This window comes from Mesorhizobium sp. M0571 (assembly GCF_040320985.1).
Classification (GTDB): Bacteria; Pseudomonadota; Alphaproteobacteria; order Rhizobiales; family Rhizobiaceae; genus Mesorhizobium.
In genome coordinates this window covers 188,359-196,383 of record NZ_JAMYQT010000011.1, presented here as the reverse complement: position 1 = coordinate 196,383, position 8,025 = coordinate 188,359, and the positions used below count along the sequence as shown (strand labels likewise).

Annotated in this window: 8 protein-coding genes; 5 read left to right on the top strand and 3 right to left on the bottom strand. The window is 63.0% G+C overall.

What is annotated here, in order from left to right; genetic code table 11:
* The coding region (locus NKI85_RS15740) for a helix-turn-helix domain-containing protein (RefSeq protein WP_352524712.1) at positions 1 to 394 on the bottom strand (394 nt) is incomplete at its 3' end.
* Positions 395 to 434: 40 nt separating this feature from the next.
* On the opposite strand from NKI85_RS15740, the gene NKI85_RS15735 reads away from it, so the two are divergent.
* Positions 435 to 590 (top strand): YjiS-like domain-containing protein, encoded by a 156-nt coding sequence (locus NKI85_RS15735; RefSeq protein ID WP_352524713.1) that lies wholly within the window; start codon positions 435 to 437, stop codon positions 588 to 590.
* Between the two features lie 352 nt (positions 591 to 942).
* Here the strand turns inward: NKI85_RS15735 and NKI85_RS15730 are convergent, their stop codons facing one another.
* Both NKI85_RS15730 and NKI85_RS15725 read right to left on the bottom strand, forming a co-directional pair.
* Positions 943 to 2,418, bottom strand: coding sequence for an ROK family protein (locus NKI85_RS15730; protein ID WP_352524714.1), 1,476 nt, complete (start codon positions 2,416 to 2,418; stop codon positions 943 to 945).
* A gap of 36 nt (positions 2,419 to 2,454) precedes the next feature.
* The gene (locus NKI85_RS15725) at positions 2,455 to 3,360 is read right to left on the bottom strand and encodes a tagatose-bisphosphate aldolase (protein WP_352524716.1); all 906 of its coding nucleotides are present in this window, start codon (positions 3,358 to 3,360) and stop codon (positions 2,455 to 2,457) included.
* Positions 3,361 to 3,643: 283 nt separating this feature from the next.
* On the opposite strand from NKI85_RS15725, the gene NKI85_RS15720 reads away from it, so the two are divergent.
* The 4 genes from NKI85_RS15720 (at position 3,644) to NKI85_RS15705 (ending at position 7,955) form a co-directional block, all read left to right on the top strand.
* Entirely contained in the window at positions 3,644 to 4,549 is a 906-nt protein-coding gene (locus NKI85_RS15720; RefSeq protein WP_352524718.1) for a sugar-binding transcriptional regulator, read from the top strand.
* Between the two features lie 498 nt (positions 4,550 to 5,047).
* Positions 5,048 to 6,025: an ABC transporter substrate-binding protein gene (locus NKI85_RS15715; RefSeq protein WP_352457851.1), complete on the top strand. Its 978-nt coding sequence runs from the start codon at positions 5,048 to 5,050 to the stop codon at positions 6,023 to 6,025.
* Positions 6,026 to 6,145: 120 nt separating this feature from the next.
* The gene (locus NKI85_RS15710) at positions 6,146 to 7,207 is read left to right on the top strand and encodes an ABC transporter permease subunit (RefSeq protein ID WP_352524719.1); all 1,062 of its coding nucleotides are present in this window, start codon (positions 6,146 to 6,148) and stop codon (positions 7,205 to 7,207) included.
* Positions 7,200 to 7,955 carry an ATP-binding cassette domain-containing protein gene (locus NKI85_RS15705; RefSeq protein ID WP_352776938.1) on the top strand — a complete coding sequence of 252 codons (756 nt, stop codon included), beginning with the start codon at positions 7,200 to 7,202 and terminating at the stop codon, positions 7,953 to 7,955. The genes NKI85_RS15710 and NKI85_RS15705 overlap by 8 nt, the downstream gene beginning before the upstream one ends.
* The last annotated feature ends 70 nt before the right edge of the window (positions 7,956 to 8,025 follow it).

Here is an 8,025-nt window from a genome sequence, read left to right as displayed (position 1 = left end):
GCAGTTCTTCACCGACTGGGGTCAGCCGGTAGCCGGTTTGCTGACGCACGAACAGCGGTTCGCCGATCTGCTTTTCGAGCGCGGTGACGCGTCGTCCAAGGGTGGCTGCGCTGCGGCGCGTGGTTCCCGTCGCTGCGCTCAAGCCACCCAGCCGCGCAACGTCGAGAAACAACCTCAGATCGTCCCAGCCGATATCCATTTTGCAGAAATGAAAAACTCCTTGCGACCGTGGCTGTAGCGCGAAGCGGGTATCATGCGCAAGTGTGCAGGCATTGGAGGCGTTGGACAATCCTGCTTGGCGGGACAGCGACAAGCGCCTCGGCTGGCCAAGAAGCCAGCGCAATCCTTTCGATCGCGCATGCGCTTCGCGCAGATGCTTTGCGCTTTCGACCAACCCAAGCGCGCGGGCATTCTGCGCGCCAAAGGAGACGATCATGTTGTATGAACTTCGACGCCGTTTCGCCCGCTGGCTTGCCTATCGCCAAACGCTTGCGAGCTTGAGGCAGGTCCCGGACAGCACACTGGCGGATGCCGGCATTTCTCGCGAAGAGATCCGCGAGCGTGCCCGCCACGCCAGCCTGCGTCGTTGAGATAATGGAGGCGGGCATGCAGATGATGGAGCTTTGGGATGGCCGCTCGGTACCGCGCATCGGGGATCGGCACCTGGGCGGCGGGCGGCGGCGCGCGCTGGCGTGACACGGCTACCATCTATGGCGAGGTCGACGACATCAGGTCGCAAGCCGCGCCGGCGATGGCCTGTGACATCGGCGGGCGGGCGGCTGCCGCCTATGGCGCCGGCAATGCCGAGCTGATCCTCGGTCGCATCGTTACAAAGCACTCCTCAGGTCATACCTTTGAATCAAGAGCACGAATGAATCATGTCGCGGACAAGTCGCGCGCGGATCTGGAGATCATCATTTCAGGCGCGCAAGCTTCGCCTGCCTATGTGTCAATCGTCGCCCGCAGCCATTGCGTGATGGCATCGAAAGCGATTGGTTTCGTCGTGTCGACGTCAAAGAGCGGTCCACGCCGCAGCGGCTCGGCGCGCTTGGCCAGCTCGATCAGCTCGGGGACATAGGCCGCTCCGGGGTGGCCAGCGGGACGCTGGTCGAGCCGTGCGCGATAGCGCTCGGCAAGAACCTCGCCGGGTGCATGACACCAGATTTCGGCGGTCCGCTCGACGCCAGCCCTTCGCAGGTGATCCTCGAGCACCTGGCGCGGCTGGAAGCCGAACCAGGCATCGACGACAACTGTTGTGCCCGCCGGAGCTTCGCCGACCACCGACCAGATGGCTTCATAACTGGCGCGACCGAGCGAGCGGTTGAATTCACGATCACCGCCGCCGAGCGCTTCGAGGAACGGGTTCTTGATGGTATCGAGCGTAAGCAACGGCCATCCCATCCGGTCGGCGATACCGCGCGAGACCGTGCTTTTGCCGCTGGCGGGGATGCCGTTGACCAGCACGGCGCGCTGGCCGGGCACGGCACGCCGGCCCGGGTTGAGTCCAGCGGATGGCGAGGTCACCGGCGAGGCCGTAACTGCCGCCTGCCCTGCCAGCGCTTGCAGACCGGCGCCGATGACGCCGGCGTCGTCGCCGAGTTGCGCCGGTTCAACCGGGCATTGGTACCAGGGAGCCAAGGCCGGAGCCTTGGTAAGCGCCTGATGGGCCGCCTGGCCAAGTCCGCCGCCGAGCAGCACCAGATCGGGGGCGAACATCGCCACCGCTGTATCGATTGCCGCACGCAACGGTCTGGCCCAGGCTTCCAGTATCCCGCGCACCGGCGTGTCGCCGCTCGCATCCCGCGCGAAAAGCTGATCGACCGAGATATCCGGACCGAGGCCTGCGCGTGCGATGTGACGGCCAAGTGCTGTACCGGAGCTGGTGGTTTCAACGCAGCCGCGCCGGCCGCAGACGCAGGCTTCGCCTGATATGTCGACAGTGATATGGCCGAGCTGCCCCGCCGTCCCCTTGCCGCGGACGATCTGCCGGTCTTGAGCCACGGCACCACCAATGCCGGTCCCGATGGTGAACATGAGGATGTTTTCGTGACCCATGGCGGCGCCTCGAGCCATCTCGGCGACCAGTGCCATGTTGCAATCATTGTCGATCACGACGGGCTTGCCCGCCAGGTTTTCCAGCCGTTGCGCCGGGGAGACCGAGGCGAGGTTGACATAGCCTCCGGACAAGACGGCGCGACGCCGCGCATCGACGCGTCCCGGGACGCCGATGCCGATGGCGGCAACCTCCGGAGAATCGAGCCGGCGCACCATCTCGGCGATCCGGGAGAGCATGAGCGCCGGGTCCGGCGCGCTCTTTTCGGACATGCGGTCAAGGATTTCGCCTGTGCCGGAAATGCGGGCGGCGCGCAGATTGGTGCCGCCGATATCGATCCCGATGGCCATCGAACTATGAGGCATGACGTCCCGTGTGTGCCCGGTGTGAACGGCGAATGACTAAGCGGCTTTCTGCCGGTAGTTTCCGATCACGGCCTGAAGCTCGTGCAATCTCGACACTGCGATGGTCTTAAGCCTTTCCCGCTGAATGTCACGGTCCAGCGAGATGCAGTCCTTCCACAGCGACCGGCCGGCGATGACGCCTGACGCGCCGTTCTTCATCGCGATCTCGACCTGGCCCAGGAACGTTGCGTGGTTGACGCCGGCGGAGAGGACCGCCCATGGCACCTCGCCGGCCATGCTGCTGATCCTGGCGCAGGCTTCCGGCGTTCCGGGATAAGGAAGCTTGAGCACCTTTGCCCCGCATTCCAGCGAAATCCGAGTGCCCTCTTCGACAAGCCAGGGGATCTTGGCCGTATAGTCTTCAAGGCTTTCGCCTTCGAGTTGATAGGTCAGGAATTCGACGACGAGCAGCAGGTCCTCTTGCCCGAAGTCGGCGATGCACTGGCGCAGAATGGCGACGTTATACTCGTTCGCCTCCGGTCTGTCGGCCCTGAGATAGACCATGATCTTGCCGCCGGTGCCACCGAGTTCGCGGACGCGGCGCGCGTCGATGTCGGGAACGAGGCGCGACAGGCGGTAGCCGGCGGGCGAGACGTCGAAGCCCGAGGCATCGAGGCCGATGAGCAGAGCCGTATCCCGGTTCAGCACCCCTTCATCGACAACCCGCGGCACCGCGCAGAGCGGGTCGAGCAGCACGCAGGATGCCTGACTGGCGAGGTATCGCGTGATGTCCGCCTTGGTGTCGCCGAGCATGTCGTTGGTGATTTTGGCCTGTTCGGCAGGGTCCGACGCCAGCAAGGTCCGCATGCCGCCGCGCTGGTCACAGGCGATGGCCATCATGGCCCCGTCCTTGCCGCATATCTGCTGATAGCCGCGTAACTCCGCCGTCGTCATCTTTGTCATGGTCTTTTGTCCGATGTTGGCGCCCATTCACCAGGGCGCAGATCCGTGGAACAAGAAATGTTCAGTTTTTACCTGCCTGCCGGCAGGAAGGTTTGCCGCTTTGATGCGCCTATCGAACCGAGAAATCTGGCTTGGCAGCAACGTTCGGTGGAAACGAACCCAAGTTGCGAGTCTGCCGGATTTGCGCGATAACTCCCATCGGTTGATGGGTCTGTAACACATTGCTGAAAGGAATTGCAAGCTGTCTGTCCCTCCCGCACAAGATGCGGCCGCATCGCGGACGATGCTGCATACGGTCGCCAAAATGCACTACGAGGCGGAGATGTCGCAGGTCGACATCGCGCGCCGGCTCGGTGTCTCCACCGCCACCATATCGCGTTTGCTGCAGCGGGCGAGAGCAGAGGGCATCGTGCGGATCGAGGTTCTCGATCTTGTGACGCCCGAAGACATCACCAGGCAGTTGATTGACGGGTTGGGGCTGCGCGACGCCGCGGTCGTCGAAACGCCGGCAGCCGGAGCGCTGACGGCGCTCGCCGCACCGCTCGGCGCCTTGCTCAAGCAAGCGGAACTGACGGCCGGCTCGGTGGTTGCCGTCGGCTGGGGGCGAGCCATCCGCGAGGTGATCCGGGCAGGCCTGCCGCGCATTCCCGGGGTCCTTACCGTCGCTGCCACCGGCGGCATGCAGCAGCAGGCGGCGCATTTCCAGATCAACGAGTTTGTACGGCTGGCCGCCGAAGAGTTCGGCGGGACGCCGCATTTCATCCATGCGCCCTATCTGCCGTCCACCGAATTGCGTGAGGTCTTCCTTGGCGATGCGGCCATCCGCGACAGCGTCGCGCTTTGGGACCGGACCGACGTTGCGATCGTCGGCATCGGCCTGCCCCATGCCATCAATCCGCCCGAGGCGAGCGCGGCCACACTGAGCGAACAGGCCCTGTTTCATGCGGCTGGAGACGTCATCCGCCATTACTTCGACGCCGAAGGCACCCTTATCCCATGGGAAGGGGAGGGCCGGATGATCGCAATGTCGCCGGCCCAGCTTCGAACCGTCCCCTTGGTCATCGGCGTTGCCGCCTCGCCGGAGAAGGCGACGGCCATCATCGGTGCCGTCCGCGCGAGACTCATCAATGCCCTGATAACGGACACGAAAACGGCGCAAGCCATCCTCGTGGCTCTCGTGCCTCGATAGAAGGCGGACACCATGATGCGCGACATCGGCGCGCCTGATCAATCCTGAACCGATCGACGCCACGCGGTCCGTGACCCTGGCGCCCCGAAATCACCTGTTGTCTCGTCAGGGACTTGGGGGCAATAGTCTGCCGTGCGGGGCCCTGCGGAGCAGACAGATGTTGTCCGGTTTGAAAAGCGTTCCGGCCAGGGAAGTACCCGGTTGCAATTTCTTTCAGCAAAGTGTTACAACCTTGCAGCTAGGGGCGCATGCGCCTAGCGGCGCAGTTCTCTGGACCTTGCGGATGCGAGGAAACGGGACTGCGGGCATCAGAGCTGGTCGGTTTCGACTGGCTGATCTAATGACTGGGCGCCTGGGAGGAGCTGCCCGTTAACAGCAAGCAGGCGAAACCCGTTTCCCAGCCGTCAGCGCATTTACGATTCCTAGCCTGAACAGATTGACGGCCATTTCCGATATCAATCGCAACGGCAAATCTGCCAACATTATGAGGAGGATGTTATGAAGAAGATTGTTGCCGCCCTGGCGGCCCTCGCCATCTGCGCAACGGCGCTGATCACGCCCGCTTTGGCGCAGGACAAGAAGTTCACCATTGCTCTCGTTCCGGGCCTTACCACCGACGGCTTCTACATCACCATGCGCAAAGGCGCCCAGGCGGCGGCCGATGCCCTTGGCGTGACCCTGGTGTTCCAGGGCGCTTCGGATTTCAATCCGGTAACGCAAGTCCCCGTGCTTGACGCGGTCATCGCCAAGAAGCCGGACGCGATCCTGATCGCGCCAACCGACAAGGTTCAATTGGTCGAGCCGCTCCGCAAGGCCAATGATGCCGGCATCCCGGTGATCACCGTCGACACTTTCATCGGCAGCGGCGTCTACCAGACCGGTGCCGGTGAGGCGGATTTCCCGCTGTCCTATATTGCTTCTGACAACATTCTGGGCGGTGAGATCGCCGCGCGGGCATTGGTCAAGGCCATAGGCGGCAAGGGCAAGGTCTATGTTTCGAACGTCAAGCCCGGCATTTCGACCACCGATCAGCGTGAAGAGGGCTTCAAGAAGGAGATGGCGAAGCATCCGGACATCACCGTGCTCGAGACGCAGTTCAACGACGACGACGCCAACAAGGCTGCCTCGCAGCTCCAAGCGACGTTCGCGCGCAACTCCGATCTCGTTGGTGTGTTCGGTGCAAATCTGTTCTCGGCGATCGGCGCGGCGAACGGCGTCAAGCAGGCAGGGCAAAGCGGCACCATCAAGGTCGTCGCGTTCGACGCACCGGTCAGCATCGTCGACAACATCAACACCGGCTTGGTGGACGTTGCGATTGCCCAGCATCCGGCCGAGATCGGCTATTTTGGTGTCGTTTCGGCCTATGCCCACCTGACCGGCCAGTCAATCCCGGTTGCGATCGGCACCGGCTTTACGATCATGGACAAGTCAAACATCGCGGACCCGAATATCTCGAAGTACCTCTATTCCGAATGAGGTATCTCTATTCCGAATGATTCCAACCAGCTTGGTCTCCTTCCGGCTTGCCGGGAGGAGACCTGCGCCGGGTCTCTAGGACCCTGTTGACGGAGGCCGCGCTGCGGATCGGATGTGTCAATGACTTCAACATCACCAACCGAGCAGAGCGAAACCCATGTCGCCCCTCAGGCCGACCATGGTGATCCGGCCAGGACCTGGCTCGGACGCATCGCCGAAGGGCGCGCCTGGCTGTTTCTCGCCGGCCTGATCATCTGTTTCGAGGTTTGGTCGAGAGTCTCCTTCGGCGCGACCTTCGTGCTCAATCCGTTCAACGTGCAATCCATTGCGATATTTGCCGTGGCGCCGTTGCTGCTTGCGACCGGACAGACATTCGTCATCATTTCGGGAGGCATCGACCTCTCGCTGGGCTTCATCATGGGCCTTGCTGCTGTTGTCGCGGCCCATGCCACGAATCTGGCTGGCGCCGCCATGCCGGTGCCTCTGGCCATGATGGTGGGCATTCTGGCGGCCGTGATCGTCGCGGGAGTCCCTGGCATGATCAACGGCTTGCTGATCTCGCGCCTCAGAATTCCGCCCTTCATCGGCACGCTTGGCATGTTTGGCGTGGCGCGCGGCGCTGCTTTCCTGCTCGCCGGCGGCACGACGGTGCCGGTCCAGAATTCCTGGTTCGCGCTGCTCGGCAACGGCAGGTTCTACGGTGTGCCTTATCTCGTCATCATTGCAGCCGTTTTCGTCGTCGCGATGCACTACATCCTGAGCCAGACCCGGTTCGGCCAGCATAACTACGCCATCGGCGCCAATGTGCAGGCGGCTCGTCGTGCCGGCATCGACATCAGAGGCCATATCCTGCGCCTCTATGTGCTTTCGGCGATGTGCGCAGGCCTCGGTGGCGCTCTCTATGCAGCGCGCTTCACCGCGGGCGCGGCCCAGGCCGGCGAGCCGTTGCTGCTCGACAGCGTCGCAGCCGTCGTGATCGGCGGCGCCAGCCTGTTCGGTGGATCTGGCACGATCTTCGGGACGGTCGCCGGTGCGCTGGTGATCGCGGTCATTCAGTACGGGCTGGTTTTCGTCAATGTCGAGCCGTTCTGGCAGTTCATCGCCGTCGGCGTCGTCATCATCATTTCCGTTCTCATCGACCAGGCGCAGCGCCGGTTCAGTGGAGCCCGTCAGGATGAATAGCCCAGGCCAGACCACCCCCCTCCTGGAAGTCCGGAATCTTTCCAAGCACTTCGGCGCCGTCCGGGCGCTCAACGATTTCTCCATGGTCGTGCGGCCGGGCGAAGTGGTGGCCCTGGCGGGCGACAACGGCGCCGGCAAGACCACGCTGATCAAGGCGATATCGGGCGTCTTTCAGCCGACGGGCGGTGAAATTCTGCTGAGGGGTCAGCCGGTGACATTTGCGACGCCGCATGAGGCGCGCGAAAAAGGCATCGAAACAATCTATCAGGATCTCGCTCTCGCCGACAATTTGTCCATTGGCGCCAATATCTTCCTCGGCCGTGAACCCATGCGCAAGGCCTTCGGCTTCTTGCCGGTGCTCGATCGCAAGGCCATGGCCGTCGCCGCCAAGAAGACCATGGGACGGTTGGATTTCCATGTGAGCCGGCTCGATGCCCCGGTCAGCAATTTCTCCGGCGGTCAACGGCAGGCTGTTGCCATCGGCCGGGCCGTCTATTGGGACGCACAGATCCTGATCATGGACGAACCGACCGCGGCCCTCGGCGTGCCCGAACAGCGCAAGGTCATTTCGCTCATCCACCAACTCAAGGCCCAAGGCAGGGGCGTAGTCTTCATCTCGCACAATTTGCTGGATATTTTCGCCGTGTCCGACCGCATCATCGTGCTGCGGCGCGGCGTCCAGGCCGGCGAGCGCAAGATATCGGAAACCAACCATGACGAAGTCGTCAAGCTGATGGTTGGCGGATAGACCGCGAGCCGGAAAGCGTAGACCCGCCAGCCGGGAGCCAATGCAATCTCCTCGTCGGATCTACCCTCAA

Excerpts from the sequence above, each read along its gene's own strand:
- NKI85_RS15715 (WP_352457851.1), top strand. The coding sequence starts at position 5,048 with ATGAAGAAGATTGTTGCCGCCCTGGCGGCCCTCGCCATCTGCGCAACG.
- NKI85_RS15705 (WP_352776938.1), top strand. The coding sequence starts at position 7,200 with ATGAATAGCCCAGGCCAGACCACCCCCCTCCTGGAAGTCCGGAATCTT.
- NKI85_RS15725 (WP_352524716.1), bottom strand. The coding sequence starts at position 3,360 with ATGACAAAGATGACGACGGCGGAGTTACGCGGCTATCAGCAGATATGC.
- NKI85_RS15735 (WP_352524713.1), top strand. The coding sequence starts at position 435 with ATGTTGTATGAACTTCGACGCCGTTTCGCCCGCTGGCTTGCCTATCGC.
- NKI85_RS15720 (WP_352524718.1), top strand. The coding sequence starts at position 3,644 with ATGCTGCATACGGTCGCCAAAATGCACTACGAGGCGGAGATGTCGCAG.
- NKI85_RS15710 (WP_352524719.1), top strand. The coding sequence starts at position 6,146 with ATGACTTCAACATCACCAACCGAGCAGAGCGAAACCCATGTCGCCCCT.
- NKI85_RS15730 (WP_352524714.1), bottom strand. The coding sequence starts at position 2,418 with ATGCCTCATAGTTCGATGGCCATCGGGATCGATATCGGCGGCACCAAT.